Here is a 25,505-nt window from a genome sequence, read left to right on the forward strand (position 1 = left end):
CGGGAATGTTCGCGCCGCTCGTCGCGGTTGTCTCGGACATGACCCGCATCGGCTCCAGTGATCTCGACGTCTTCCCTCACGCGCTCGGCGGCAACGTATTCGGCTGGACGGCCGACCGCGACGCCTCCTTCGCCGTCCTCGACGCCTTCGTCGACGGGGGTGGCGACTTCATCGACACGGCGGACTCCTACAGTGCGTGGGTTCCCGGCAACGAGGGCGGCGAGAGCGAGACGATCATCGGAGCGTTGCTCGCGGCGCGGAAGCCCCAGGGCGTCGTCGTCGCGACCAAGGTCAGCCAGCACCCCGCCTTCCGCGGTCTCTCGGCGGGGAACGTGCGCCGCGCGGCGGAGGCGTCGCTCGCTCGCCTCGGCGTCGACGAGATCGACCTCTACTACGCCCACTTCGACGACGAGTCCGTGCCGCTGGAGGAGACGGTCGAGGCGTTCGGCGCCCTCGTCACGGACGGGCTCGTGCGGCACGTGGCGGTGTCCAACTACACCGCCGACCGCATCCGGCAGTGGATCGACATCGCGGACCGCCTCGGCGTCGCGCGACCGGTCGCCGTCCAGCCGCACTACAACCTCGTGCACCGTAACGACGTCGAGGACACCATCATCCCCGTCGCCGAGGAGTTCGGGCTGAGCCTCGTGCCGTACTACGCGCTGGCGAGCGGCTTCCTCACCGGCAAGTACCGCTCGACGGACGCCGGGGGAGAGGGGTCTCCGCGGGCCGCCGGCGCTGCGAAGTACGCCACCGAGGCTGGACTTCGGATCATCGACGCGCTGGACGAGATCGGCGGAGCGCACGGCGCCTCGGTCGCCGCGACGGCCCTGGCCTGGCTGCGTGCGCAGCCGACCGTGGTCGCGCCCATCGCGAGTGCCCGGACGGTGGATCAGGTGCCGGATCTGCTCGCCGGAGCGCGGCTGGAGCTGTCGACCGACGAGGTCGAGCGCCTGAACCGCGTGTCGGCCTGGACGCCGCCGCAGGGCTGACCCGCTCTCACCGACCGACGAGGCCGAGCCGGTGCGCGAGGATCACGGCATGGATCCGGTCCCGCGCCCCGAGCTTCGCCAGGATCCGCCCGACGTGCGTCTTCACCGTGGACTCGCCGACGTAGAGCGACGCCGCGATCTCGGCGTTCGTGAGCCCCTGGCCGATCGCGACGAACACCTCGCGCTCGCGTTCGGTCAGGGAGCGGTACCCGGCGTCGTCGACCTCGTCGAGAGCGCTGGTTCCGAGCTGCGAGCCGACGTGCTCCAACAGCACGCGGGTCACCCGGGGCGCCAGCGCGGCGTCTCCGCGATGGACGGCACGGACGGCGGAGAGCATCTCCTGGCGCTGGGCGTCTTTCAGGAGGAACCCGCTGGCACCGGCCCGGATCGCGCCGAAGGCGTACTCGTCCAGATCGAAGGTCGTGAGGACGAGCACCTTCGTGTCGGGACGCGCGCCGACGATGGCGGTCGTCGCCGCGATCCCGTCGAGCTCCGGCATCCGGATGTCCATGAGCACGAGGTCGGGGGCGAGTGCGGCGCTCTGCGCGATCGCCGCCTTCCCGTCGGCGGCCTCCCCGATGACGACGATGTCGGGTTCCGCCTCGAGGACCATGCGGAACCCCAGGCGGATCAGCTCCTGGTCGTCGACCAGGAGCACGCGGATGGGTGATGTCATCTGTTCTCCTCCTCTGTCGGCAGCACGGCGCGAAGGATCCATCGGCCCGCACCGTCCGGCCGCGACTCCAGTGTGCCGTGGACGTGGGAGGCGCGTTCCTGGAGACCCCGGAGACCGAAGCCTCCCTCGCCCGGAGAGCCCGCGACGCCGTCGTTGACGATCTCGACGACCACGGACGCGGGCATGTACTCGAGTCGCACGGATGCGGCGGTCGCGGTCGGCGCGTGCCGCATCGCGTTCGTCAGCCCCTCCTGCACGATCCGGCCGAGCGCGTGGGCGACGTCGGACGAGACGTCCGCGTGGCCGGTGGTGGCGAGTGTCACCGGATACCCGGTCCGTTGCGCGGCCGCGACGGTCTCCTGCGGGGATGCGGGCGAGACCGGCGCGAGGAGGAGCGGGGCGTCGTCGTCCCGAAGCACCCCGAGCATCGCCCGCATCTGGGTGAGCGCGCTGCGGGCGGTGTCCGCCGCAGAGGTGGCCGCCGCGCGCGCCTGTTCGCGGTCCGGGGTTGCGGCCGCTCCCTCGGACAGCGCCACGACCACGGTCAGCGAGTGCGACACGATGTCGTGCATCTCGCGTGCGATCCGCGCCCGCTCCGCCGCAGCGGCGAGCTGCGCCTGTTGGTCGCGCTCCACGAGGAGCTGCCGGGAGCGGTCGATGACGGCGTCCAGGTAGCGCTTCCGGTTGCCGACGTTCGCGCCGATCAGGGTGCCGATCAGGCCGAGCACGACCGTGCCGAGCAGGGCGTTGACCGCCCCTTGGAGTGTGAAGACGCCGGCCCAGAGGAGAAGCCCGGCTCCCGAGGCGCTGGCGGCGACGCCGATGCCGAAAGCGGTCCACGCGGCACGGGTGGAACGGTAGACGGCGAGGGAGTAGCCGGCGAACAGCAGCAGCGGGCTGCTCCCAGGAAGCGCGGTGAACAGGAGGAAGACGTCGAGCAGGATCGCCGCGATCGCCGGGAGCCACGGCTTCCGTCGGCGCCAGAGCAGGGTGGCGGAGGCGGCGACCACGCAGAGCGGCAGCAGGGCGGCGAGCACGAGCCCGACGGAGCCGCGGTCGTCATCGTCGATGCGCGCGGCGGGTGTGATCGTGAGGACGATGCAGAGCAGGGTGAGCAGGACGTCGGCGAGGACGGGATGGCGCGCCCAGAAACACCGGAACACGCCGGGAGGACGAGGGAGCCGCAGCCCCTCGTCCTCCCGGACCGTGTCCGTTCCGCGTCGCTTCGCCGGCACCCGGTCTCCTACGCGTCCCGCGTGCGGAGGACGGCCCACGCGGCCAGCAGACCGCCGACCACCCAGCAGCCGAGGGTGAGGAAGGCGACCGGCGCATCCAGCGTTGCCGTGTCACCGGGCAGGATCGCGCTCTGCGCGGCGGCCACGGGGAGGTAGGCGGAGGCGTCGATCACCCAGGCCCAGGCCTCTCCCGCCATCGCGAAGAAGCTCGCGACGATCGGCAGGACGAACAGCAGACCGACCGTCGCCGCGATCGCTCCGGCACCCGAGCGCAGGATGAAGCCGAAGGCGACGCCGATCAGCGCGAAGACGGCCATGGCGAGGGAGGCGACCACGATCGGCAGGACGGAGGCCGCGGGGTCCGACCAGTCGATGCCCTGCTCCCGTCCCGCGACCACGGCGGACACGGCGACCGCGGCGACGCCGAAGATGACCAGCGACGACAGGAAGAGGAAGCCCGCGAGCACGAGCGACTTCGCCAGCAGCACGGACCCGCGGATCGGGTCGGCGGTCAGCGTCGAGCGGATCATGCCCGTGGAGTACTCGCCGGTGACCGAGATCGCTCCGATGATGCCGGCGAGCAGCATCGTGAACTGGATCGGCATGACGACCGCCTGGATCGGGTCGAACCCGGGGGCATCGATCGCCTGGGCGATGAGGACGGCGATGCCGATCGTGAGCACGGCGGCGATCGCGATGGACCACCACGTCGACCGGAGGGTGATGAGCTTGATCGCCTCGCCGCGCACGGCGCGTGCGAAGGTGAGGCGCCGACCCGAGTCGACGGCAGGGGGCGTGAGGGCCGGGGTCGTCACGGCGGGGGCGGCGGTCATGAGAGCTCCTTCGTGCGGTACTCGACGGCGTCGCCGGTGAGGGCGAGGTAGGCCTCTTCGAGGGATCCGGTGGTCGGGGTGAGTTCGTGCAGCGGGATCCCGCGCTCCGCGGCGAGGTCGCCGATGCGGGCTGCCGGGAGCCCCGCGATGTCGAGCAGATCGGGAGCGGCGCTGACGATCTCCACGTCCGGACCGCCCACCGCGGCCACGAGGTCGGTGGGGCGGGGTGTCCGCACGCGCACGCGGTTTGTCGTCCAGGAGCGCACCAGCTCGGCCAGCGGAGCGTCGGCGAGGACCTTGCCTCGCCCCATCACGATGACGTGGTCCGCGGTCTGCGCCATCTCGCTCATGAGGTGACTGGACAGCAGGACCGTCCGGCCCTCGGAGGCGGCATGCCGGACGAACTGGCGCACCCAGCGGACGCCCTCCGGGTCGAGGCCGTTGACCGGCTCATCGAGGATGAGGGTGTGCGGGTCGCCGAGCAGTGCGGAGGCGATCCCGAGGCGCTGCCCCATGCCGAGGGAGAACTTCCCGGCGCGCTTGCGGGCGACCGCGCCGATGCCGGCGAGCTCGATGACCTCGTCGACGCGCGACGTCGGGATGCCGTGCGTGGCGGCCATCGCGCGGAGGTGATCCCGCGCTGTCCGACCGGTGTGCACGGCTTTGGCATCGAGGAGCACGCCGACCTCGGTGAGGGGCGCCCGGAGCTTGCGATATTCCTGGCCGGCGACGGTCGCCCGGCCGGCCGACGGACGGTCCAGCCCGACGATCATGCGCATGGTCGTCGACTTCCCTGCGCCGTTCGGTCCGAGGAAGCCGGTGACGGTCCCCGGCTGCACGGTGAAGGACACGCCGTCGACGGCGGTCTTGTCCCCGAATCTCTTGGTGAGGCCTTCTGCGGTGATCATGGTACCCACGCTACGGACCGTCGGGGCGCGGCGCGTCCTCCCGGAGGACGATTCCCCGGTGCGGTGCGATCGTCCTCCGGGAGGACGGCGCCGTGGAGGACAGGTGCCCGCGGAGGCTCCGATAGTGTCGAGAGGTGACTCCCGCCCGCCGCCTCCCCGCCCCTCTGGCGCTCGGGGGAGCCGTCGCGATCGGGGTCATGACCGCGATCCAGGCGCGCATCAACGGGGTCCTGGGCGTGCGTGTCGACAACGGCATCGTCGCCGGCTTCCTGTCCTTCGCGGTGGGGCTCGTGGCTCTCGCCGTCGTCATCTCCTTCCTGCCTTCAGCGCGTCGTGGTGCTGCGCGCCTCGGCCGCGGCATCCGCGACCGGAGCATCCCGTTCTGGATGCTCCTCGGCGGAGCCTGCGGCGCTCTCACCGTCTCCACCCAGGGGCTGACGGCGGGCATCCTCGGCGTCTCCCTCTTCACGGTGGGTGTCGTGGCAGGGCAGACCCTGCACGGCCTCGTCCTCGACCGCATCGGCTTCGGACCGGCGGGCGTCGTGGCCGTGACCCCCGGCCGGGTGATGGGCGGCGTGCTCGCGCTCGCCGCGGTGGGGATCTCCCTCTCGGGCGATGTGCTGGCGACCGCCCCGCTGTGGATGCTGCTGCTGCCCTTCGCCGCCGGTGTCGGCATCGCCTGGCAGGCCGCGACGAACGGTCGGCTGGCCCAGCGCGTGCAGTCGCCGATCGCCGCCACCCTGATGAGCTTCATCGCGGGAACCCTGGTCCTGGCGGTCGCCGCCGGCACCAGCGTCGCCGTGCGGGGGTGGCCGGCCGCGCTGCCGACCGAGCCCTGGCTCTACCTCGGCGGCTTCCTCGGTGCGGGCTACATCCTGCTCGGCGCCTTCATCGTCGCGCACACGGGCGTGCTGCTCATGGGGCTGGGATCGGTGCTCGGGCAGCTCGTGACGTCCGTCGTGATCGACCTGCTCTGGCCGGCGCAGGCGGGACCGGCGCTGTGGCAGGTGATTGCGATGGTCATCGTGGCGGTGGGCTCGGTGCTGGTCGCGGTGCCCTGGCGTCGACGCCGGCTCTAGGAGCGGCTCTTCTTCGCGGCCTTCGCGGCCTTCCTCTTCGCCTTCCTCTTCGCCTTCTTCTTCGCCTTCTTGCGGGCCTTCTTCTCGGCCTTCTCGGCCTTCTTCCTCTCGGCCTCCTGCGCCGCCGCCTCGGCTGCCGCCCGCTCCTCCGGAGAGAGCTTCGGTGGCCGGGTGAGAAGCGCGCGGGCGTCGACCGTCTTACGCCGGCCGGGGCTCTTGCCCTCGGGCTTCGCGCCGACGTAGAGCCAGCCGAGGAGCTCCTCGTCGGGCCCCAGCCCGTGCATGCGCGCCACGGGCTCCGAGCGCGTGTAGTGTCCGGTGCGCCAGATGACGCCCCACCCCGCCTCATCGAGCAGCAGGCTCAGCACATGCGCGACGCCGGAGGCCACCGCCTCCTGCTCCCAGCGCGGCACTTTCTCGCTCGGACGGTAGCTCGCGACCACCGCGATCAAAAGCGGGGCCCGCAGCGGCTTCGTCGACGGCTCCGCGTCGCCCTGAGCCTCGGCGATCGCGGCACCGAGGGCCTCGCGGTCCGCGCCGCGCAGCTCGATCAGACGCCAGGGGCGCAGCGAGGAATGGTCGGCGACGCGGCCGGCGGCACCGACGAGCGTCACCAGCTCCTCGCGCCCCGGGGCGGTGTCGCCGACCTTCGACCAGGACTGCCGTGCGCGGACGGCGTCGAGGGCGCTCACGACTCGTCGGGCGTGAAGTTCAGCGCGATCGAGTTCATGCAGTAGCGGTCACCGGTGGGGGTGCCGAAGCCGTCCGGGAAGACGTGGCCGAGGTGCGAACCGCAGGTCGCGCAGCGGACCTCCGTGCGCACCATGCCGAGGCTGTCGTCCTCGAGCAGCTCGACCGCATCCGGCCGGACCGACTCGTAGAAGCTCGGCCAGCCGCAGCCCGAGTCGAACTTGGTGCCGCTCTTGAACAGCTCGGCGCCGCAGGCGCCGCAGGTGTAGAGGCCGGCGCGCTCCTCGTCGAGCAGCTCACCCGTCCAGGCGCGCTCGGTCGCCGCCTGGCGCAGCACGGCGTACTGCTCTTCGCCGAGCTCGTCGCGCCACTCGTCTTCGGTCTTGTTCACGCTGTAGGGCATCGTGTCCTCCTGAGTCCTCTCCATTCTCCCTCGGGCGAGGGCGTCGGTGGCGCTTCGCGTCAGAATGGACGCATGACCGACGCCGTGCAGGAGCGCTATGCCCGATTCGCGGCGACGGAAGCTCCTGGGCGCAGCGCGCTGTACGCGGAGTGGGCGGCCGGGGTCGCCGCCGACCCGGAGATCAGGGAGCTTCTGCGACGGATCCCGCCGACGCGACGTCAGCCACCCCTCGTCTTCGCCGTGTCCCGCCTGCTCGGCGCCGGTCACGGACCGTACCGGGAGTGGCGTGAGTTCGTCCTCGCGCAGGCCGACCGGCTCGTCGGCGAGTGCACCCGGCGCGCCCTGCAGACCAACGAACCTCTGCGGACCGCCGCCCTGCTGCCCGTGCTCGCCGAGATCGACGGGCCGATCGCACTGCTGGAGATCGGCGCCGCGGCGGGCCTGTGCCTCTACCCGGATCGCTACTCGTTCCGCTTCACCGACGGAGACGGACGCGTCCGCCGCGCCCTCGATCCGCTCGACGGCCCCTCGACGGTGCTGCTGGAGAGCACCGTGTCCGGAGACCTTCCGCCGCTGCACCTGCCCGAGGTCGTGTGGCGCGCGGGCATCGACCTCGCCCCGCTGGACGCGGCGGCCGCCGACGACCGGCGCTGGCTCCGCGCGCTCGTATGGCCGGGGGAGGAGGGGAGGGAGCAGCGCATCATCGCCGCGCTCGACATCGTCGCCGCCCACCCTCCGCTCCTCGTCGCCGGCGACGCGGCCGCCCACCTGGACGATCTGGCGGCGTCGGCTCCGGCGGACGCCACTCTGGTCATCACGACCCCGGGGGTGCTGGTGCACATCCCGCGGGCGGAGCGGACGGACCTCGTCGCGACGATCGCGGGACTGCCGGCGCACTGGGTCACGATCGACCCACCCGGCCTCCTCGACGTGTGGGAACCACCGGTCGACGCGGAGACCTGGCCGGGCTTCGTCGTCGCGCACGATGGCCGAGTGCGCGCCGCCGCGGATCCGCTCGGCGCGTGGTGGGAGTGGCGCGCGAGGGATCGCCGTCCGACGACCTAATCTGAGGGCATGTCCGCAGACCCCCTCACGGAGCGCGATCGCGCGATCCTCGCCCTGGAGGCCGCTTGGCCCCGCCATGGCGGCATGAAGGAGGAGGTCATCCGCAGCAGGCTCGGCATGAGTGCGGCGCGCTACTACCAGCTGCTCGGGCGGCTGATCGACTCCGAGGCCGCGCTCGAGTTCGACCCGATGCTCGTGCGCAGGCTGCGCCGGCTTCGGGACGCCCGCGGCGCCAGACGGGCCGCGCGAATCCCCGGCTTCACCGGCTGAGCGGACGCGACCGCGGGGATCGGGCCGGTCGCGGAACGGTTTGCCAGGGACGTGCCGCTAGCATCGAGGGGTGTCCAAGCCCCCCCGTGACCGTTTCGACGAGGTCCCCCGTTCCACCGGACGCGTAGGAGCGCACCGCGCCGAAGCCCCGGGAATGAACGGCTGGGTCGTGCTCCTGTGGTCGTTCGTCGCCGCCCTCGTGCTCATCATCGCCGGCATCTTCGGCGCCCTGACCGTCATGGGACGCATCGACCTCTTCCCGGAGGCCGCCCCGTCCGCGGCCCCCACACCGGAGCAGACAGGGGTGATCGACCCGACGTACTCGGTGCTGATCCTCAACGCGACCCCGGACAACGGGCTCGACGACCAGATGCGCGACACCCTCATCAACGCGGGGTGGGCGGCGGAGACCGTGCTCGCGAGCGACAGCGCGAGCGATGATTTCGAGACGACGACCGTGTACTACGTCACCGCCGAGGATGAGGAGGCCGCGCAGGGCCTCGCCGGCGTCATCGGCGGTGCGGAGGTGCAGCAGAGCGATTACTACGCCGGCCAGACCGAGGACGGCCAGAAGCAGCTCACGGTCGTGATCGGTCTCGACCGTTCCGCGTCGGTCCCCGAGACTCCGGCCCCCTGACGGCCGTCTCCCCACGCAGATCGCACGGCTTGCACTCGATGGTGTCGAGTGCCAGAATGGCGTTAGCACTCTCTCACTCTGAGTGCTAAACCCACCGTCTACGTCCAGGAGGGACGACAAAACTCATGGCAAAGATCATCGCCTTCGATGAGGAGGCCCGCCGCGGCCTCGAGCGTGGCCTCAACATCCTCGCCGACGCGGTCAAGGTGACCCTCGGCCCGCGTGGTCGCAACGTCGTGCTCGAGAAGAAGTGGGGCGCCCCCACGATCACGAACGACGGTGTCTCCATCGCCAAGGAGATCGAGCTGGACGACCCGTACGAGAAGATCGGCGCGGAGCTCGTCAAGGAGGTCGCCAAGAAGACCGACGACGTCGCCGGTGACGGCACGACGACCGCCACGGTCCTCGCTCAGGCCCTGGTCCGCGAGGGCCTGCGCAACGTCGCGGCCGGAGCCGACCCCATCTCCCTCAAGCGCGGCATCGAGAAGGCCGTCGCCGCGATCACCGAGGAGCTGCTGAGCACCGCGAAGGAGATCGACTCCAAGGAGCAGATCGCCGCGACCGCCTCCATCTCCGCCGCCGACCCCGCGATCGGCGAGCTCATCGCCGAGGCCATCGACAAGGTCGGCAAGGAGGGTGTCGTCACCGTCGAGGAGTCGCAGACCTTCGGCACCGAGCTCGAGCTCACCGAGGGCATGCGCTTCGACAAGGGCTACCTGAACCCGTACTTCGTCACGGACCCGGAGCGCCAGGAAGCCGTCTTCGAGGACCCGTACATCCTCATCGCGAACCAGAAGATCTCCAACATCAAGGACCTCCTGCCGATCGTCGACAAGGTGATCCAGGACGGCAAGGAGCTCGTCATCATCGCCGAGGACGTCGAGGGCGAGGCTCTCGCGACACTGGTGCTGAACAAGCTCAAGGGCATCTTCAAGTCGGTCGCCGTCAAGGCCCCCGGCTTCGGCGACCGTCGCAAGGCGCAGCTGCAGGACATCGCGATCCTCACGGGCGGCCAGGTCATCACCGAAGAGGTGGGCCTGAAGCTCGAGAACGCCACGCTCGACCTGCTCGGCCGTGCGCGCAAGGTCATCGTCACCAAGGACGAGACCACGATCGTCGAGGGTGCCGGCGAGGCCGACCAGATCGAGGGTCGCGTCACGCAGATCCGTCGCGAGATCGAGAACACCGACAGCGACTACGACCGCGAGAAGCTGCAGGAGCGCCTGGCGAAGCTCGCCGGTGGCGTGGCCGTCATCAAGGCCGGCGCTGCGACCGAGGTCGAGCTCAAGGAGCGCAAGCACCGCATCGAGGACGCCGTCCGCAACGCGAAGGCAGCCGTCGAGGAGGGCATCGTCCCCGGTGGTGGCGTCGCGCTCATCCAGTCGGGCACGAAGGCGCTCGACGCTCTCTCGCTCGAGGGCGACGAGGCGACCGGTGCGAACATCGTGCGCGTCGCGATCGAGGCTCCGCTGAAGCAGATCGCGCTGAACGCCGGTCTCGAGCCGGGTGTCGTCGCCAACAAGGTCTCCGAGCTCCCCGCGGGCCAGGGCCTGAACGCCGCCAGCGGCGAGTACGGCGACATGTTCGCACAGGGCATCATCGACCCGGCGAAGGTCACGCGTTCCGCGCTGCAGAACGCCGCGTCGATCGCCGGCCTGTTCCTCACGACCGAGGCCGTCGTCGCCGACAAGCCCGAGAAGGCTGCGGCTCCCGCGGGTGACCCCACGGGCGGCATGGACTTCTGATCCTCTGAGAGGTTCAGGGAACCAGGTCTCACACGGAAAGCCCCCGGCTCCGGCCGGGGGCTTTCTGCGTCCCTCAGCGGAAGAGGCTCGCCGAGTACTGATCCGCTTCGGCGTACTGGGTGGCCACGGTGCCGAGCGAGGTGCCGATCCCGTCCAGGACGAGCTCGACGTGCTGCTGGGCGCCCTGCCACTCCTCGGCGCAGCTCTGGAAGGCGGCCGAGGCCGTGCCGACCCACACGCTCTGCAGCTGTCGGAGCTGGGACATGAGGGTGGCGGACTCGGCGCGCAGGCGCTCGATGGTCGCGCGGGTAGCGGCCTCCGCCGCGTGGACGGCGTCGGTGTCGACGGTGAAGACGGTCATGGGATCTCCCTTCGAGGAAGCTCCGACGGTACGGGGGGGTGCAGCGCCCCCGAAGAGGCGAGCCCGCATCCGGTCGGAAAGCCGGGAGAAGGCCGCTCCGCGAGAAGTCTGTGCAGGAGCGGATGCCTACGGGAGGTCGTCGAGCCGGTCCAGAGGCTGCGTGTCCTCGAGGAGATGCTCCGGGGTCGAGCGCGCCGGCGCGAGCGGGAGCGTGACGGTGAAGGTGGCGCCGCCTCCCGGGCTCTCCGACACCGCGATGTCGCCGTTGAGCGCCTTGAGGATGGAGGCGACGATCGCCAATCCCAGGCCGGAGCCGCCGGTCTCCCGCGCGCGGGAGGTGTCGGCTCGCCAGAACCGCTCGAAGATCTGCTCCCGGATCTGCGGCGGGACCCCCTCGCCGTGGTCAACGATCGAGATGCTCGCGGTGCCCGCCGCGCGGTCGGAGTCCACGACGATCTCGATCGGGCTGTCCTCGGGGGAGAAGCGGCGGGCGTTGCCGAGGAGGTTCGTGACGACCTGACGGACCTTGTTCTCCTCGCCGAGCACGATCGGCGGTGTCCGCACCGGGATGTCGGCCACCTCGGTGAAGTCGATGGCCGGCGGCTGCTCCTGCGGCCGCGCGCGGCGACGAAGGCGCGACAGGGTGGCGCGGGGGCGCGGCTTCGGCGCGGGCTCCGGGGCGATCGGCACCACCGGGGTGCGGATGGGTGTGGTCGGGACGTTCTCGAGCGTGCGGTCGATCACGGAGATCGTGCGGCCCGGAGCTGCGGCCCGCACGTCGAGGGCGGCATCGCGTGCGATGGGGCGGAGGTCGAGCGGGACGATCTGCGGCTCGCGCTCCTCGTCGAGTCGGGCGAGCGCGAGCAGGTCCTCCACGAGGACGCCCATGCGGATCGCCTCCTTCTCGATGCGCTCCATCGCCCTGGCGGTATCCTCCTCGCCCTTGATCGCGCCCATGCGATACAGCTCGGCATAGCCACGGACGCTGACGAGCGGAGTGCGCAGCTCGTGGCTGGCGTCACCGATGAAGCGTCGCATGTGCTGCACGGTGCGATCGCGCTGAGCCAGGGAGCGATCCACCCGGTCGAGCATCGTGTTGATGGCCGCGTTCAGGCGCCCGACCTCGGTGGTCGGCTCCAGGTCGGTGAGCCGCTGCCGGAAGTCGCCGGCAGCGATCGACATGGCGGTCTGCTCGACCTGCCCGAGCCGACGGAACGTCAGCGTCACGAGGCCGCGGGTGAGCAGTGCCGCGACGAGGATCGTGATGAGGGCGATGGTGATGTAGATCCCGAAGTACTGGCTGATGATGCGGTCGGCCTCGGCGAGGGGGAGCGCCACCATCTGGATGCTCAGCGGGTCGCCCTCCTGCTGCACGACGGCCGCGGCGGCGTGGTAGACCCGGCCGTCCGTGTCCTCGAGGGCGAGCACCTGATCCTCGTTCGCCTGGGCGTCCGACAGGGAGTACTCCGCGGGGAAGACCGGGGCACGACCGGAGGCGCTGGGGGCCGTCGCACGCAGGGCGCCCTCCGCATCGTAGATCGCGAAGGAGAAGTCCCGGGGCTTCTCGTCCCGCGGGGTGTACGTGGTGACGCCGTCGATGGTCGTGGTGTCGAAGTACCGGTCGACGAGGTCGCTGGTCACCAGTGCCGGAAGCTGCGCGTTGATGTTCTCCACCAGGGCGTTCCGCAGCAGCGGCACCGTCCCGATCCCGGCGACGAGGAGACCAAGGGCGAGCACGGCGACCGTGACGCCGGTGACCTTGGCACGGAGGCTGATGCGCCGCCACCAGGCGGTGACCGCATCCGGCTTGTGCGCCATGCGGTCCTCCCTCGTGCGGCGGCGATGCCGTCCGGGGACGGCGGGTGCGGGCTCGACGGTCTCAGACCGTCTTGCCCACCTTGAGCATGTACCCGAAGCCGCGCTTCGTCTGGATCAGCGACTCCTCCGTGTGCGGATCGATCTTGCGACGCAGGTACGAGATGTAGCTCTCGACGATGCCGGCGTCGCCGTTGAAGTCATACTCCCAGACGTGGTCGAGGATCTGCGCCTTCGACAGCACCCGGTTCGGGTTCAGCATGAGGTAACGGAGGAGCTTGAACTCGGTCGGGCTCAGGTCGATTGGCTCCTTGCCGACGTGCACGTCGTGCGTGTCCTGGTCCATGGAGAGCTCGCCGGCGCGGATGATCGACTCCTCGTCGGCCTGCATCGTGCGGCGGAGGATGGCCTGGGCCCTGGCGACGATCTCGTCCAGGCTGAACGGCTTGGTGACGTAGTCGTCGCCGCCGGCGTTCAGGCCCTCGATCTTGTCCTCCGTGCCGTCCTTGGCCGTGAGGAAGAGGATGGGGGCGGTGAATCCGGCGCCGCGGAGGCGCTTGGTCACGCTGAACCCGTTCATGTCGGGGAGCATGACGTCGAGGATGATGAGGTCCGGCTCCTCCTCGAGGACGGCGGAGATCGTGGCGGCGCCGTTGGCCACCGTCTTCACCTGGAACCCGGCGAAGCTGAGACCCGTGGAGAGCAGGTCGCGGATGTTGGGCTCGTCGTCGACGACCAGGATGCGCGCAGCAGTCATGACCCCATTATGGTGACTTCGGCCATGCGCGGGCTGATTATCCTGCGGAACGGCGTGGATGCGGTCGATCCGTCGGCGGGTGGATGTGCCGCACAGGCGGCCCGGGGGAGGATCGAGGTATGAGCTCGATCGAGGACGCCACCGCCGCCCCCGTCATCCCGTCCGCGCCGTCCCCCGAGGTCGCTGAGCGCGGGCTCGAGTACCACCGTCTGGCGCTCCTCCGCCCGCGCCCCCGGTGGTGGAAGCCGCTGCTCACCGGACTCCTGGGCATCGCGTTCTACCTCGCGATCCTCGTGCTCGTCATCGTGCCGCTCGTGATCGTGTCGGCCCTGGTGCCCGGGTGGGGCGCCGAGCTGCAGATGCTGTTCCGGACCACCGCGTACTTCCAGCTCGACCGTCCGTGGCTCCTCGTGGCGCTCGTGCTCCCGCTCATCCTCATGATCCCCGCCCTGCTCCTGGCCTCGCGGGTCGTTCAAGGGCGAGGCGTCGGGCTCCTGTCGTCGGTCACCGGGCGGCTGCGGATGGACTGGCTCGGCCGGACCCTCGGGCTGGCGTTCGCGGTGTTCGTCGTCTATTTCGCCGTGGTACTCGGCTGGTCGGCGGCCCTCGGCGATGCGGTGACACCGGACTTCTCCCACCCCGGGCTCCTGCTCATGGTGGTGCTCCTGCTCGTGCTGATCCCGTTCCAGGCCGCCGCGGAGGAGTACGTCTTCCGCGGCTATCTCATGCAGCTCGTCGGGACCTGGCTCCGGCACCCCGCCTTCGCGATCCTGCTGCCGGTGCCGCTGTTCGTGCTGGGGCACGGCTACGACGTGTGGGGTGCGGCGAGCGTCGGCCTCTTCGCCGTCGTCGCCGCCTGGCTCACGTGGCGGACGGGCGGGCTGGAGGCGGCGATCGCGCTGCACATCGTGAACAACCTGATGATCTTCCTGCTCGGCTCCGTCGCCGTGGTCGACGCGAACGCCACCTCGGGGTCGCCGGTGGATCTCCTGGGCTCGGCCGCGGCGATGCTCGTCTTCGCCGTCGTCGCAGACCGCTGGGCGCGCCGGAGAGGGATCACCCGGACCGCGTCGCCCGCCGCCGTCGCCCGCGGGACGCATCTCCTGCCGCCGAGAATGCACGGCTGAGCGCCGCGCCCCTGTTCAGGCGGCGATGGCCTCGGCGTCCATGATCGTGTAGCTGTACCCCTGCTCCGCGAGGAACCGCTGCCGGTTCTGCGCGTAGTCCTGGTCGATCGTGTCGCGGGCCACGAGCGTGTAGAAGCTCGCGGTGTGGCCGGACTGCTTGGGACGGAGCAGCCGCCCGAGCCGCTGGGCCTCCTCCTGCCGGGAGCCGAACGAGCCGGACACCTGGATGGCCACCGACGCCTCGGGGAGGTCGATGGAGAAGTTCGCGACCTTCGACACCACGAGCAGCGAGATGTCGCCCTCGCGGAACGCCCGGTACAGCTCCTCGCGTTCCTCGACCGGGGTGGACCCGGTGATCTGCGGGGCGTCGAGCGCCTGCGAGAGCGCGTCGAGCTGGTCGAGGTACTGGCCGATGACGAGGATCTGCTCGCCCGGGTGGGCCGCGATCAGCTCGCGCACCGCATCGATCTTCGCCGGTGCGGAGGCCGCGAGCCGGTAGCGCTCGTCGTCGGTCGCCGCCGCGTACTCCAGGCGGTCCGCCGGGGGGAGGTCGACCCGCACCTCGAAGCAGGCGGCGGGGGAGATGAACCCCTGCGCCTCGATCTGCTTCCAGGGGGCGTCGAAGCGCTTGGGGCCGATGAGGCTGAACACGTCGCCTTCGCGGCCGTCCTCGCGGACGAGGGTCGCGGTGAGGCCGATCCGGCGCCGCGCCTGCAAGTCGGCGGTGAGCTTGAACACCGGGGCGGGCAGCAGGTGCACCTCGTCGTACACGATGAGGCCCCAGTCCAGGGCGTCGAGGAGCGCGAGGTGCGCGTACTCGCCCTTCCGCTTCGCCGTGAGGATCTGGTACGTCGCGATCGTGACGGGCTTGACCTCCTTGGCCTGCCCGGAGTATTCGCCGATCTCCTCGGGCGTGAGGCTGGTGCGCTTGAGCAGCTCGTCCCGCCACTGCCGTGCGGACACGGTGTTCGTCACGAGGATGAGCGTCGTGGTCTTCGTGGCGGCCATGGCCCCCGCGCCGACGATGGTCTTTCCCGCCCCGCAGGGGAGGACCACCACGCCGGAGCCGTCCTTGGAGAAGGCGTCGACCGCGTCCTGCTGGTACGGGCGGATGGCCCAGCCGTCCTCGGCCAGCTCGATCTCGTGGGGCGTGCCGGGGGTGTAGCCGGCCAGGTCTTCGGCCGGCCAGCCGATCTTCAGCAGCTCCTGCTTGATCTGGCCGCGGGCCCACGCGTCGACGACGAAGGTCTCCGGCGTGGGGTGCCCGATGAGCAGCGGCTGGATGCGCTTGTTGTTCGCGACCTGGGCCAGCACAGCGGGGTCGGTCGAACGCAGGATGAGCACGCCCTCGTCGTCGCGCTCGATGACCAGGCGCCCGTACCGGTTGACCGTCTCGCGCAGGTCGACCGCGACGGAGGGCGGCACCGGGAAGCGCGACCAGCGGTCGAGCGTCTCCAGCATGTCGTCGGCGGTGTGCCCGGCCGCGCGGGCGTTCCACAGACCGAGCCGCGTGATGCGGTAGGTGTGGATGTGCTCGGGCGCGCGCTCCAGCTCGGCGAAGATCGCGAGCTCGTGACGGGCGCTCTCGGCGTCGGCGTGGGCGACCTCGAGGAGCACGGTGCGGTCGCTCTGGACGATCAGGGGGCCATCAGACATAGCTGACCAGTCTACCGGCCCTTGGCCGTACGGGGCCTAGGTCGGGACGACGGTCGCGGCGCGGATGCTCGACACCGGCAGGGTGCGCTCGACATCGGCCGCCCTGTCCCTGCCGCGCAGTCGACCGCCGCCGATCCCGGTGGCTTCGAGGAGAAGGTCCCTGGTGGATCCGTCCGGCATGCCGACCGTCACCTGCAGCACGGCCTTCGCGCGCACCGCCGCCTCCAGCTCCCTGTCCAGCCACGCGGCGTCGGCGTCGGGACCCTGGCGCTCGCGCAGGCGGGCGATCAGCGGTCCGTAGTCGGCGGCGGGAGCGCGGTCGGGCACGGCGGCCGGATGGCGCGTCCGCACCGCGACGGTCCCGTCACGATCGACGAGGGTCGCCGGATACCGGGCATCGGTCAGTGCCCAGTAGACCGTGTCCTGCCCGACCTTGGTGGTCAGCGAGCCGACGTGCGCGGTGAGTCCGAGGGGCCGGAGCGACTGGTCGACCGCCATGGCCTCGAGGAGGTGCGCGTCCGTGCTCTCCACCCGCGTGCGCCCCGTCTCGTCGTCCACGGAGACCCGCACGAGTCCGTGGCGCTGGCCGGTCTGCGCGACGAGGTAGCCGAGGGGCTGGGGGATGCCCGTCAGCGAGAGGCCGCCGAGGAACTCCAGGATCGAGGACTCATCCTCTCCCGCGGCGAAGGCGTGCGCCACCGACTCCGCGGTGAACCGGTACGACGAGGCCTGGGAGGCCGACTCGCGGCGGGCCATGGTCCGCAGGCGCACGTCCAGCGCGGGCTGCAGAGGACCGGGGGCGATCGCGGTGAGGTCGTTCTGGAGGAAGATCCGGTCCACCTCCGCGGGCAGGAGCGCCGCGAGGGCGGAGGGGTCGGCCGCCGCGCCGCGTCGCAGGGCCTCGGACCAGGCGGGCTCGGAGCCGTCCTCCGCGACGAGACCGAGGAGCCGGGCGCCTTCGAGCTGCCGCGCCGCGTCTTCCGGCCAGGCCGGGTCCCAGGGGTGGGCACGGTGCCACTGTGTGAGCGGGAGCCACCCTCCCGACTCCGCGCGCACACCGCGGGGCAGTGCGTCGCGGAAGGCCGTGGCCAGCACGCTCCAGCGTGCGATCGCAGGAGAGCGCAACCACTCCTCTGCGGCGGGCGTCGTGCGCAGCAGTCGGTCGCTCGGCGTCGCGAGCCCGGCGCGGACGGCGAGGGCCACCAGGGGATCGACGCTCTCGACGGGGAGGCCGGCGTCGGCGAGCTGGCGCTTCTGCCCCGCGCTCACGGCGCCGCCCATGAGCAGCGCGAAGGGCTGATCCCTGGCGAGGAGGAGGATGTCGGCCACCGCGCCGACGGTGGTGAAGGCGCGTTCGGCGGCGTGTGCGGCCACGGACTCCGTGGACGCCGGCGCCGGCGTGTCGTCCGGCACGGCGGGGCGGGTCTTCCCGGCGACTGCCTCGGCCACCGGCGGGTGAGGGGTGCCGTCGGGGCGGAGGAGGGCGAGGGCGATCAGGCGCTCCCGCTCGGCGCCGACGACGCTCCCGGAGGCGGCATCGAGAAGCGTCGTGGCCTCGGCGGCGGTCAGAGCGGGCAGCACGCGCGCGATCGAGGACGGCTCCAGCAGCGCCTCCGCGGCGTCGAAGAAGTCCTGCCATCCGGCATCCGGGCGGACGCCCCGTGCGCTCAGGAGCACCGTCAGCTCGTCATCGCTCGCCGCAGCCAGGTGATCGGCCAGCGGGCGTGCGTGCGTGCTCATCGGGGCGGCCTCACCGACGCGACTCTGCGCGGCCCTTCCGCACGAAGCTCATCACCAGCAGCACGATGATCATGACGAACGCGAGCGGCAGACCCCAGTAGGGGATCGCGGCGATCACGGGCCACAGTCCCTCGCCGAAGGCCGCCCGGTCCATGCCCAGTGCCGTGCCGATGATGATGACGAAGAAGCAGATCACCGCCGCCGCGGCGATGCCGAGCGCGGTGAACGCCAGGATGCGGTCGATCCGACGGATGGGGACCTCCGGTCCCCGGCTCTGCGTACTCATCCGCCCCAGCCTACTCGCACGCCGGGAAGCGGCTCCGTTCCGTCCGTGACCGGTAGGCTGGGGGCACGCGCACGAGCGCGTCCCGTTCTGCATTTCGACCCCAGCGAGGTTCTCCCATGCCCACCGGCAAGGTCAGGTTCTACGACGAAGACAAGGGTTTCGGCTTCATCGCCAGCGATGACGGCCAGGACGTCTTCCTGCACGCCTCCGCGATGCCCGCCGGCACCGCGGTGAAGGCGGGTGCGCGCGTGGAGTTCGGCGTGGCCGACGGCAAGCGCGGCCTCCAGGCGCTGTCCGTGCGCGTGCTCGAGGCGCCGCCCAGCCTGGCGAAGGCGAAGCGCAAGCCCGCCGACGACATGGCCATCATCATCGAGGATCTCGTGAAGCTCCTCGACGGCATCGGCGGCGATCTGCGCCGCGGCCGCTATCCCTCCTCCAGCCACGGTCGCAAGATCGCGGCCGTCCTGCGCAAGGTCGCCGATGACCTCGAAGCCTGACGCCGACGCGCGTCTCGTCGAGGCGCACGACCTCGCGCTCTCCGCCCTGCGCGAGATCACTCCTGCCGCCACGATCGGGCCGGCCGCCGGCTACATCCCGGAGGAGGACGGGTCCGTCTCCCTCCGCTTCGAGAACCGGCTCCCCGGCTACCCGGGCTGGTATTGGACCGTGACGGTCGCCCGCGTCGAGGACGAGGAGCCCACCGTCCTCGAGGTCGAGCTGCTCCCCGGCGACGGTGCGCTGCTCGCTCCGGAATGGGTGCCGTGGGCCGAGCGCCTCGCCGAGTACCGCGCGCACCAGGCCGAGCTGGCCGAGGCGGCCGCAGCCGGCGGAGACGACGAGGCCGACACGGACGACGAGGACGCCGACGGCGAGCTCGACGACGACGGCATCGACGATGACGAGCTCGATGAGGACGGCTCCGACATCCTCCATGCCGGTGACCTCGACGGGGTGGACATCGACGAGCTCGACGACTCCGAGGACGACGCGTCCGACGAGGACGACGAAGCCGAGGATGACGACGCCGAGGACGACGAGGCAGACGGCTCCGAGGACGACGACGCCGACGCCCGCGATGCGGACGTCGGCGACGAAGAGGAGTGAGCCGGGCGGTCAGCCGCCGAGGTTCTCCTGCACGAAGTCGATGGCACGGATGAGCTGACGCACGTCGTCCGGCTCGATCGAGACGAAGGTCGCCACCCGCAGCTGGTTGCGGCCGAGCTTGCGGTACGGCTCGGTGTCGACGATGCCGTTCGCGCGCAGCGCCTTCGCGATCGCCGCGGCGTCGACGCTGTCGTCGAAGTCGATGGTCGCGACGACGGGCGAGCGGTGCGCCGGATCGCTGACGAAGGGCGTCGCCACGGCGGAGGCCTCGGCCCAGTCGTACAGCACCGAGGAGGATTCGGCCGTGCGTGCCGCGGCCCAGCCGAGTCCACCGTTGTCGAGGATCCACCGCAGTTGGTCGTCCAGGAGCAGCAGCGTCGTGAGGGCGGGGGTGTTGAGGGTCTGGTTGAGCCGGGAGTTGTCCACCGCCTGCTTCAGGCTCAGGAACTCCGGGATGTACCGCCCCGAGGCGGCGATCCGCTCGATGCGGTCGATCGCGGCGGGGGAGACCGCGGCGAACCAGAGCCCGCCGTCGGAGCCGAGGTTCTTCTGCGGGGCGAAGTAGTAGACGTCGGCCTGCGCCATGTCGAGGTCGATGCCGCCTGCGGCGCTCGTCGCGTCGATCACCGTGAGCGCCCCGTCCGCGTGGACGCGCTCGATCGGCGCGGCCACGCCGGTGGAGGTCTCGTTGTGCGGCCAGGCGTACACGTCCACACCCTCGACGAGCTCGGCGGCGCTGCGCGACCCGGGCTCGGCGGAGCGGACGTCGGGAGCCTCCAACCAAGGAGCGGCGGCGGCCTTGGCGAACTTGCCTCCGAACTCGCCGAACACGAGGTTCTGGCTGCGACGCTCGATGAGGCCGAAGGCGGCGGCGTCCCAGAACGCGGTCGACCCGCCGTTGCCCAGGATGATCTCGTAGCCCTCGGGCAGACGGAAGAGCGCGGCGAGCTGCTCGCGGACGCTGCCGACGAGGTTCTTCACGGGCGCCTGACGATGCGAGGTCCCCAGGATCGAGGCGCCCGTCGTGACGAGCGACTCGAGCTGCGCACCGCGCACCTTCGAGGGGCCGCAGCCGAAGCGGCCGTCAGTGGGCAGGAGGTCACGGGGAATCTCGATCGCCATGGCTAGATTCTAGGGGGATCGCGCCGCTGTTCCTCCCGCCTGCGCCCCGTCCGATGTCGCCGGAGGAATGTAGGCTTGCCTAAGAACTTTCGGAGGGCCACATGACGGATCTGATCGACACCACGGAGATGTATCTCCGCACCATCCTCGAGCTCGAGGAGGAGAACATCGTGCCGCTGCGGGCGCGCATCTCGGAGCGCCTCGGCCACTCCGGTCCCACCGTCTCGCAGACCGTCGGACGCATGGAGCGCGACGGCCTCGTCGTGGTGTCCGAAGACCGCACGCTCGAGCTCACCGACACCGGCCGCCGCAAGGCCGTCGACGTCATGCGCAAGCACCGCCTCGCCGAGCGGCTGCTGTCCGACGTGATCGGGCTGGACTGGGCGTTCGTGCACGAGGAGGCCTGTCGCTGGGAGCACGTGATGAGCGAGCAGGTCGAGCGCCGTCTCGTCGAGCTCCTCGGTCACCCGACCGAGTCGCCGTACGGCAACCCGATCCCGGGCCTCGACCAGCTCGGCGACCTCCCCGCCCGCACTTTCGACGAGGGCGTCATCGGCCTCGTGCAGCGGCTGAACGCCGCGGGAGAGCCGGTCGAGGGGACGGTCCGCCGTCTCGCCGAGCCGGCCCAGGTCGACCCCGAACTCCTGGAGCAGCTGCGCGACGCGGGCGTCGTCCCGGGTGCGCGCGGAGACTTCCGCTTCAACGAGGGCTATGTGCTCATCCAGATGGACGGCAAGGAGGAGGGCCTGGAGCTCCCCGTCGAGCTCGCCTCGCACATCTTCCTCGTCGGCGAGCCCGCCTGATCGGCTCACCGAGGATTGTCAGTTTCCCAGGGTGACATGATCGTTATCTTCCGGTAACCTCGGTCAGGTCCTCAGCGAAGAAGCCCGCTGGGGGCGAACCGCGAAGATCCGCCTTCCGGCTCGTCGTCTTCCCGAGAGGGATGCGCTCGAACCCGAGCAGTGCATCCCTGCCCTGGGGCAGAGAGTGTCGACGAGCCAGCGCCACCCGAGGTGCGAGGGCTCAGGAGGACCACGTTTTGGCCGCAGACATCGAACCGACCGCGAAGACATCTGAAGACCGAGTACCCGCCCGACGCTCCGGCGCCCGGGTCGGCGTTCGGAAGATCGCAGCCCCTCTCCGGTCGGTGGCGATCTTCGGTGCCGTCGGCGCCCTCGTCGCCGCCGTCGCGCTCCCCGCTTACGCGGCGTCGAAGCCGACGGATGCCACCGCGCAGACCGTTCAGCAGCTCGCCGCCGTCGACGCGCAGTCGCTGGTCGTCGCCTCGGAGGCCACGGCCGCTCCGCTCGTGCGCGGCGCCTTCAGCGCCACCACGCCCGAGGAGATCGAGAAGAAGAAGGCGGAAGAGGCCGCTGCCGCAGCCGCCCGTGCCGCTGCCGCCACCGCGGCCGCCTCCACGCGCTCCTCCGGGAACTTCAACACGGCCGGCTACGCTCTCGTGGCCCCCGGTTCGGGCGAGGTCCGCTACCCGCTGCCCCTCGGCTCCTGGAATGTCAGTCGCACCGTGGGCGGCGGGCACAACGGCGCCGACATGCTCGCTCCGGCCGGCACGCCGATCTACGCGGCCGCCTCGGGCGTCGTGCGCGCCTCCGCCGAGAGCATCGGCGGCTACGGCGTCGCGGTCATGCTCGACAGCGTCGTGGGCGGCCAGCGCGTGCAGACCACATACGGGCACATGCTCTACGGCTCGCGCCAGGTGCAGGCCGGCCAGACGGTCGCGGCCGGTCAGCTGATCGGCTACGTCGGCAGCACCGGACGCTCGACCGCGAACCACCTCCACTTCGAGGTCTGGATCAACGGCGGCCTCGTCGAGCCGATGTCCTGGCTCTCCGTCAACGCCGGCTGAGCCGGACGCGTTCTCAGCCATTCATCTCCCGTTTCGCCGCAGGCTGCGTGGGATGGGTTAGCCTGAACCCGTCGTCATACAGGCGGGAGAGGCTGATGGAGCGTACACCGAGCATCCGAACCATGGACGCTCTCGGTCGTCACGTCCTTCGGCATTGCCCGCAGGAATGCCGCGGTGCTGCCGCGCGCGAACGGCGCCGTCTCTAGACGGCGCCTTTTCTCGTCCCTGCGAACGCTCTTCCTCCTGCACGACGTCGTGTGAGTCGAGAGTGCCGGGAAGCCGTCCCGGCGGATCGAGAGGATGACGAATGCGCACACTGGTCCTGAATGCCGGATACGAGCCGCTGGCGATCGTGTCCTTCAAGAGAGCCCTCGTCCTGGTCATGAACGACAAGGCGACGGTCATCGAGCGCGTCGAGGACGACCCCGTCTGGGGCACCCACGGCGTCTACGACCGCCCGGCGGTGATCATCCTCTCCCGCTACGTCCGCGTCCCCACGAGCCGGCGCGTCCCGGTGACCCGCCGCGGCGTGCTGCGACGCGATGGTCATCGCTGCGGGTACTGCGGCAAGGCGGCCGCGACGATCGACCACGTCCTGCCGCGCTCGCGCGGCGGCGCGGACTCCTGGGAGAACCTCGTCGCGTGCTGCCTGCGCTGCAACAACCTCAAGAGCAACCGCACCCCGCAGGAGATGCGGTGGCAGCTGCGGTTCACGCCGCGCCCCCCGCACGGCACGGCGTGGACGGTACGAGGGGTGGAGCGCAGCGATCCTCGCTGGGAGCCCTACCTCGCCCTCGCCGCCTGACGGACGGCGCGAGGGCGCGCAGCCGTGGTCCCGTAGACTGGGCTGCGCGCCCTCGTAGCTCAGCAGGATAGAGCAGCCCTCTCCTAAAGGGCAGGTCGCAGGTTCGAATCCTGTCGAGGGCACTCCCGCTTCCGCACGCGTCAGGGCCGGCCGCGCCGCCACAGCTTCGACGGCCACCAGATGGCCTTGCCGATGTCGTAGGCCAGCGCGGGGACGAGCAGCGAGCGCACCACGAAGGTGTCAAGCAGCACTCCGAACGCGACGATGAACGCGAGCTGCACGAGGAAGAGGATCGGGATCACCGACAGCGCCGCGAAGGTCGCCGCCAGGACCAGGCCCGCGGAGGTGATGACGCCGCCGGTGATGGAGAGTCCGCGGAGGATGCCCTCCCTCGTCCCGTGCTGCTTCGACTCCTCCCGCACCCGCGTCATGAGGAAGATGTTGTAGTCGATGCCCAGGGCGACGAGGAAGACGAAGCCGTAGAGCGGGACGGCGGGGTCGGCGCCGGGGAAGTCGAAGACGCCGTTGAACACGAGCGCCGAGACGCCCATGGCCGTGCCGAAGGACAGCACCGTCGTGAGGATCAGGAGCACCGGCGCGAGGATCGAGCGCAGCAGCAGCATGAGGATGATCATGATCACGACGAGGATCACCGGGATGATGAGGTTGCGGTCGTGGATGGACGCGTCGTTCGTGTCGATCGACGTGGCCGTCACCCCGCCCACCACGGCTCCGAGGTCGTCGAGCTCTCCGCGCAGCTCGCGCACGGTGGAGGCGGCCGCAGCGGAGTCGGCGGCGTCCGTCAGGGTCCCCTGCAGGAGCACCTGACCGTCGACCGTCGTGGGCTCCGGAGCGGGGGTCCCCGGAGGGCCGACGGCCGTGATCCCGTCCGCCGTCACCGGGGCGGACCCGCTCGGGGAATCGGACGCGGTGACGGTCACCCCGTCGATCCCGTCGTTCGCGAGGAGCACGTCGGCGGCGTCCTGCAGGCGGTCCTCGTCCACGATCACGGAGACCGGGCTCCCCGAGCCGCCGGGGAAGTGCTCGCCGAGCGCGACCTGGCCGTCGCGCGCCTCCGAGGCCCCGAGGACGAGATCGGACTGCGGGACACCCTGCGCGTCCAGCTGGGTGACCCCTGCCGCGCCCGCGAGGAGGACGAGGGTGGTCGCGATCCAGATCACACGCGGACGCTTCTTGATGAGGCCGGACAGTCGCGCCCACAGCCCGGTGGTGCGCATGCCGTGCTCCTCGGCCACGACCTCGGGCTCGAAGCGAGGACGCCGCGGCCAGAAGACCGCGCGCCCGAACAGCAGCAGCAGCGAGGGCAGGAGCGTGAGCGCGGACAGCATCGCGAACACGATGCCGATCGCCGCGACCGGGCCGAGGGTGCTGTTCGACTTCAGGTCGCTGAGCAGGAGGCACAGGAGTCCCGCGATCACGGTGCCCCCGGAGGCGACGATCGGCTCGACCGACCCCTTCCACGCGGCGAGGAGGGCGACGCCCTTGTCCTGTGCGACCCGCAGTTCCTCCCGGAACCGCGCGACGAACAGCAGTGCGTAGTCGGTGGCGGCGCCGATCACGAGGATGAAGAGGATGCCCTGGGTCTGCCCGCTGAGCAGCAGGATCTCCCACTTCGCCAGCCACCACACGACGAGCAGCGCGACGCACAGGGCGAACAGGCTCGTGGAGAGCACGACGAGCGGCAGCAGGAACGAGCGGTAGACGAGGACGAGGATCACGAGCACGGCGAGCAGGGCGACGCCGAGGAGGAGGCCGTCGATGCCGGCGAAGCCCGCGGCGAGGTCGGCCGTGAAGCCCGCAGGACCGGTGATGGAGACCGTGATGCCGTCCGGCACCGCGGCGCGCAGCTCGTCGCCGAGAGCGGTGGTGGCATCGCTGAGCTCGGCGTCGCCGTCGATCGGGATGAAGGCCTGCACGGCTCGGCCGTCCTCGGACGGAAGCGCCGGGGAGACGTCGTCCGCGACGCCCTCCACGTCGGGCGCGTCGGCCACCGCGTCCGAGATCGCCTCGAGCTCTGACGGCGTCAGCTCCTCGTCGGAGGTGAAGATCGCGATGGCCGGGATGGCGTCGCTGTCGGTGAACTCGCCGAGGAGCTGCTGCACGGTCGTGGCGTCCGCGGACTCCGGGAGGTAGGTGGTCTGGTCGTTCGACGACACCTCGTCGACCTTCCCGAACAGCGGACCGCCGAAGGACGCGCCCGCCAGCCACACCAGGATGAGGGCGACGGGCAGGAACACCCGCAGCCAGGAGTGGCGTCGGGTGCGCGCGCGGGTCGGCGGCGTCGGTGCGGGGGCGGGGCGGGACATCGGGG

25 protein-coding genes, 1 tRNA gene and 1 pseudogene are annotated in these 25,505 nt (G+C 71.0%); 13 read left to right on the forward strand and 14 right to left on the reverse strand.

The genetic code is table 11. From position 1 onward, the window contains the following. Nucleotides 1-38 precede the first annotated feature (38 nt). Nucleotides 39-992 (forward strand): aldo/keto reductase, encoded by a 954-nt coding sequence (locus tag AUV07_RS11720; protein ID WP_062636871.1) that lies wholly within the window; start codon nucleotides 39-41, stop codon nucleotides 990-992. 7 nt (nucleotides 993-999) lie between these two features. On the opposite strand, the gene AUV07_RS11725 is transcribed toward AUV07_RS11720, so the two are convergent. The 4 genes from AUV07_RS11725 to AUV07_RS11740 are packed head-to-tail and all read right to left on the reverse strand — an operon-like array spanning nucleotide 1,000 to nucleotide 4,644. Next, nucleotides 1,000-1,668 carry a response regulator gene (locus AUV07_RS11725; RefSeq protein WP_062636311.1) on the reverse strand — a complete coding sequence of 223 codons (669 nt, stop codon included), beginning with the start codon at nucleotides 1,666-1,668 and terminating at the stop codon, nucleotides 1,000-1,002. Beyond that, nucleotides 1,665-2,903, reverse strand: a complete 1,239-nt coding sequence (locus AUV07_RS11730; RefSeq protein ID WP_231868254.1) for a sensor histidine kinase — start codon at nucleotides 2,901-2,903, stop codon at nucleotides 1,665-1,667. The genes AUV07_RS11725 and AUV07_RS11730 overlap by 4 nt, the downstream gene beginning before the upstream one ends. Nucleotides 2,904-2,911: 8 nt before the next feature. Next, nucleotides 2,912-3,736 (reverse strand): integral membrane transport protein, encoded by an 825-nt coding sequence (locus AUV07_RS11735; protein ID WP_062636313.1) that lies wholly within the window; start codon nucleotides 3,734-3,736, stop codon nucleotides 2,912-2,914. After that, a complete protein-coding gene (locus AUV07_RS11740; protein WP_025105520.1) occupies nucleotides 3,733-4,644 on the reverse strand; it encodes an ABC transporter ATP-binding protein in 912 nt (303 codons plus the stop codon). The genes AUV07_RS11735 and AUV07_RS11740 overlap by 4 nt, the downstream gene beginning before the upstream one ends. A gap of 164 nt (nucleotides 4,645-4,808) precedes the next feature. On the opposite strand from AUV07_RS11740, the gene AUV07_RS11745 reads away from it, so the two are divergent. After that, nucleotides 4,809-5,723 carry a DMT family transporter gene (locus AUV07_RS11745; RefSeq protein WP_062636875.1) on the forward strand — a complete coding sequence of 305 codons (915 nt, stop codon included), beginning with the start codon at nucleotides 4,809-4,811 and terminating at the stop codon, nucleotides 5,721-5,723. Nucleotides 5,724-5,812: 89 nt separating this feature from the next. Here the strand turns inward: AUV07_RS11745 and AUV07_RS11750 are convergent. Together AUV07_RS11750 and msrB are read right to left on the reverse strand one after the other, a co-directional pair. Continuing rightward, nucleotides 5,813-6,415, reverse strand: a pseudogene (locus tag AUV07_RS11750) (nitroreductase family protein); the annotation flags it as partial. Then, the gene (msrB, locus tag AUV07_RS11755; protein ID WP_025105523.1) at nucleotides 6,412-6,816 is read right to left on the reverse strand and encodes a peptide-methionine (R)-S-oxide reductase MsrB; all 405 of its coding nucleotides are present in this window, start codon (nucleotides 6,814-6,816) and stop codon (nucleotides 6,412-6,414) included. The pseudogene AUV07_RS11750 and the gene msrB, both read right to left, overlap by 4 nt. A 72-nt stretch (nucleotides 6,817-6,888) precedes the next feature. Here msrB and AUV07_RS11760 point away from each other — a divergent pair, with 72 nt between their 5' ends. From AUV07_RS11760 to groL, 4 genes are all read left to right on the forward strand, one after another. Beyond that, the gene (locus tag AUV07_RS11760; protein ID WP_062636315.1) at nucleotides 6,889-7,881 is read left to right on the forward strand and encodes a DUF2332 domain-containing protein; all 993 of its coding nucleotides are present in this window, start codon (nucleotides 6,889-6,891) and stop codon (nucleotides 7,879-7,881) included. A 9-nt stretch (nucleotides 7,882-7,890) separates the two neighbouring features. Beyond that, nucleotides 7,891-8,151 (forward strand): DUF3263 domain-containing protein, encoded by a 261-nt coding sequence (locus tag AUV07_RS11765; RefSeq protein WP_062636317.1) that lies wholly within the window; start codon nucleotides 7,891-7,893, stop codon nucleotides 8,149-8,151. 70 nt (nucleotides 8,152-8,221) lie between these two features. Then, on the forward strand, nucleotides 8,222-8,788 hold the full coding sequence (locus AUV07_RS11770; RefSeq protein WP_231868255.1) for a LytR C-terminal domain-containing protein: 567 nt from the start codon (nucleotides 8,222-8,224) through the stop codon (nucleotides 8,786-8,788). A 125-nt stretch (nucleotides 8,789-8,913) separates the two neighbouring features. Continuing rightward, nucleotides 8,914-10,533: a chaperonin GroEL gene (gene groL / locus AUV07_RS11775; RefSeq protein WP_062636321.1), complete on the forward strand. Its 1,620-nt coding sequence runs from the start codon at nucleotides 8,914-8,916 to the stop codon at nucleotides 10,531-10,533. 73 nt (nucleotides 10,534-10,606) lie between these two features. Here groL and AUV07_RS11780 read toward each other — a convergent pair whose 3' ends face one another. The 3 genes from AUV07_RS11780 to AUV07_RS11790 all read right to left on the reverse strand — a co-directional run bounded on the left by AUV07_RS11780 (nucleotide 10,607) and on the right by AUV07_RS11790 (nucleotide 13,466). Then, nucleotides 10,607-10,894, reverse strand: coding sequence for a WXG100 family type VII secretion target (locus tag AUV07_RS11780; RefSeq protein ID WP_062636322.1), 288 nt, complete (start codon nucleotides 10,892-10,894; stop codon nucleotides 10,607-10,609). A gap of 126 nt (nucleotides 10,895-11,020) precedes the next feature. Next, nucleotides 11,021-12,712 (reverse strand): sensor histidine kinase, encoded by a 1,692-nt coding sequence (locus AUV07_RS11785; protein ID WP_082802933.1) that lies wholly within the window; start codon nucleotides 12,710-12,712, stop codon nucleotides 11,021-11,023. 61 nt (nucleotides 12,713-12,773) lie between these two features. Continuing rightward, a complete protein-coding gene (locus AUV07_RS11790; RefSeq protein ID WP_025105529.1) occupies nucleotides 12,774-13,466 on the reverse strand; it encodes a response regulator transcription factor in 693 nt (230 codons plus the stop codon). 119 nt (nucleotides 13,467-13,585) lie between these two features. Between AUV07_RS11790 and AUV07_RS11795 the strand changes: the two genes are divergently transcribed. Continuing rightward, nucleotides 13,586-14,593, forward strand: coding sequence for a CPBP family intramembrane glutamic endopeptidase (locus AUV07_RS11795; protein ID WP_062636324.1), 1,008 nt, complete (start codon nucleotides 13,586-13,588; stop codon nucleotides 14,591-14,593). Between the two features lie 15 nt (nucleotides 14,594-14,608). Here AUV07_RS11795 and AUV07_RS11800 read toward each other — a convergent pair whose 3' ends face one another. From AUV07_RS11800 to AUV07_RS11810, 3 genes are read right to left on the reverse strand one after another with little or no spacing between them, the layout of a single operon-like run. Beyond that, on the reverse strand, nucleotides 14,609-16,249 hold the full coding sequence (locus AUV07_RS11800) for a DNA repair helicase XPB (RefSeq protein WP_062636326.1): 1,641 nt from the start codon (nucleotides 16,247-16,249) through the stop codon (nucleotides 14,609-14,611). Between the two features lie 36 nt (nucleotides 16,250-16,285). Next, the gene (locus AUV07_RS11805) at nucleotides 16,286-17,989 is read right to left on the reverse strand and encodes a helicase-associated domain-containing protein (RefSeq protein ID WP_062636328.1); all 1,704 of its coding nucleotides are present in this window, start codon (nucleotides 17,987-17,989) and stop codon (nucleotides 16,286-16,288) included. A 10-nt stretch (nucleotides 17,990-17,999) separates the two neighbouring features. After that, nucleotides 18,000-18,275, reverse strand: coding sequence for a hypothetical protein (locus AUV07_RS11810; RefSeq protein ID WP_025105532.1), 276 nt, complete (start codon nucleotides 18,273-18,275; stop codon nucleotides 18,000-18,002). A gap of 116 nt (nucleotides 18,276-18,391) precedes the next feature. Between AUV07_RS11810 and AUV07_RS11815 the strand changes: the two genes are divergently transcribed. Then, the gene (locus tag AUV07_RS11815; RefSeq protein WP_025105533.1) at nucleotides 18,392-18,772 is read left to right on the forward strand and encodes a cold-shock protein; all 381 of its coding nucleotides are present in this window, start codon (nucleotides 18,392-18,394) and stop codon (nucleotides 18,770-18,772) included. Next, on the forward strand, nucleotides 18,756-19,379 hold the full coding sequence (locus AUV07_RS11820) for a DUF3027 domain-containing protein (protein ID WP_062636331.1): 624 nt from the start codon (nucleotides 18,756-18,758) through the stop codon (nucleotides 19,377-19,379). The genes AUV07_RS11815 and AUV07_RS11820 overlap by 17 nt, the downstream gene beginning before the upstream one ends. A gap of 9 nt (nucleotides 19,380-19,388) precedes the next feature. Here AUV07_RS11820 and serC read toward each other — a convergent pair whose 3' ends face one another. After that, a complete protein-coding gene (gene serC / locus AUV07_RS11825) occupies nucleotides 19,389-20,501 on the reverse strand; it encodes a phosphoserine transaminase (RefSeq protein WP_062636333.1) in 1,113 nt (370 codons plus the stop codon). 101 nt (nucleotides 20,502-20,602) lie between these two features. Here serC and AUV07_RS11830 point away from each other — a divergent pair, with 101 nt between their 5' ends. From AUV07_RS11830 to AUV07_RS11845, 4 genes are all read left to right on the forward strand, one after another. Further along, nucleotides 20,603-21,304 (forward strand): metal-dependent transcriptional regulator, encoded by a 702-nt coding sequence (locus AUV07_RS11830; protein WP_062636334.1) that lies wholly within the window; start codon nucleotides 20,603-20,605, stop codon nucleotides 21,302-21,304. A gap of 344 nt (nucleotides 21,305-21,648) precedes the next feature. Continuing rightward, a complete protein-coding gene (locus AUV07_RS11835; RefSeq protein ID WP_231868256.1) occupies nucleotides 21,649-22,368 on the forward strand; it encodes a M23 family metallopeptidase in 720 nt (239 codons plus the stop codon). A gap of 307 nt (nucleotides 22,369-22,675) precedes the next feature. Then, nucleotides 22,676-23,173, forward strand: coding sequence for an HNH endonuclease (locus AUV07_RS11840; protein WP_025105538.1), 498 nt, complete (start codon nucleotides 22,676-22,678; stop codon nucleotides 23,171-23,173). A 48-nt stretch (nucleotides 23,174-23,221) separates the two neighbouring features. Continuing rightward, nucleotides 23,222-23,295: transfer RNA gene (locus tag AUV07_RS11845), tRNA-Arg, on the forward strand. 18 nt (nucleotides 23,296-23,313) lie between these two features. Here the strand turns inward: AUV07_RS11845 and AUV07_RS11850 are convergent. Further along, complete coding sequence (locus tag AUV07_RS11850) at nucleotides 23,314-25,500, reverse strand: MMPL family transporter (protein ID WP_062636337.1); 2,187 nt, start codon at nucleotides 25,498-25,500, stop codon at nucleotides 23,314-23,316. Nucleotides 25,501-25,505: the final 5 nt, after the last annotated feature.

It is taken from the genome of Microbacterium sp. CH1, from assembly GCF_001595495.1.
Classification (GTDB): Bacteria; Actinomycetota; Actinomycetes; order Actinomycetales; family Microbacteriaceae; genus Microbacterium.